Annotated in this window: 1 protein-coding gene and 1 pseudogene; both read left to right on the top strand. The window is 66.5% G+C overall.

The window, feature by feature from the left end; all coding sequences use genetic code 11:
• Positions 1–200: pseudogene (locus RJ1_RS45020) on the top strand (IS21 family transposase); the annotation flags it as partial.
• 66 nt (positions 201–266) lie between these two features.
• Positions 267–989 (top strand): IS21-like element helper ATPase IstB (gene istB, locus RJ1_RS45015; RefSeq protein ID WP_073371177.1); only part of this gene is annotated, 723 nt, incomplete at its 3' end.

Here is a 989-nt window from a genome sequence, read left to right as displayed (position 1 = left end):
GACTGCGGGACCGCTACGACGACGCCCGCCTGGACGCGGCCTGCGCCCGCGCCCTCGAGGTCGGTGACCCCAGCTACCGCACCGTCAAGGGCATCCTCGCCGCCGGCACCGAACACGACGGAGAGCCCACACCGGCCCCCACGCCGGCGCCGGCGTTCCTGCGCGGACCCGACGCCTTCGACACCGAACGCACCGCCTGAAGTGTTGAACGCTGCACCGACGCATGCTGCACACCAATTACTTTCATCAGACCACTAGGAATCGTCATGACCATTCACGACCCCAGCCTGCGGGCTGCGCTGAAGACGTTGAAGTTGACCGGGATGCTCGACACGCTCGACGCCCGGCTCGCTCAGACCCGGGACGGGCAGCTCGGACACCTCGAGTTCCTGCAAGTGCTGTGTGAGGATGAGATCGCCCGCCGGGAAACCGCGGCGCTGGCCCGTCGGCTGCGACGAGCGCGGTTCGAGCAACCGGCCACCTTCGAGGACTTCGATTTCACCGCGAATCCGAAACTTCCCGCGGCGATGCTGCGGGACCTGGCCGCCCTGCGCTGGCTCGATGCCGGCGAGTCGGTGATCCTCTACGGTCCCGTTGGAGTAGGCAAAACCCATGTGGCACAAGCGCTTGGGCATCACGTCGCCCGCCGCGGCGGGGACGTGCGGTTCGTCAAGTGCTCCCGCATGCTCGCCGATCTCGCCGGCGGCCATGCCGACCGCACCATCGGTCAGCGGATGCGCGAATACACCCGGCCGCTGGTGTTGATTATCGATGATTTTGCGATGCGTGAGCACACCACCACCCAGTCCGACGACCTCTACGATCTGGTTTCCGATCGCGCCATCGCCGGCAAACCGCTGATTCTGACGAGCAACCGCGCCCCGAAGGACTGGTACCCGCTGTTCCCGAACCCGGTCGTCGCCGAGTCGCTCCTCGACCGGCTCATCAACACCAGCCATCAAACCCTGATGGACGGACCGTCCTACCGG

Origin of the sequence: Rhodococcus jostii NBRC 16295, assembly GCF_001894825.1 — a bacterium.
Taxonomy (GTDB): Bacteria; Actinomycetota; Actinomycetes; order Mycobacteriales; family Mycobacteriaceae; genus Rhodococcus_F; species Rhodococcus_F jostii.
Note: the sequence above shows the minus strand (reverse complement) of the source record. Positions and strands in the feature narration are given on the sequence as shown.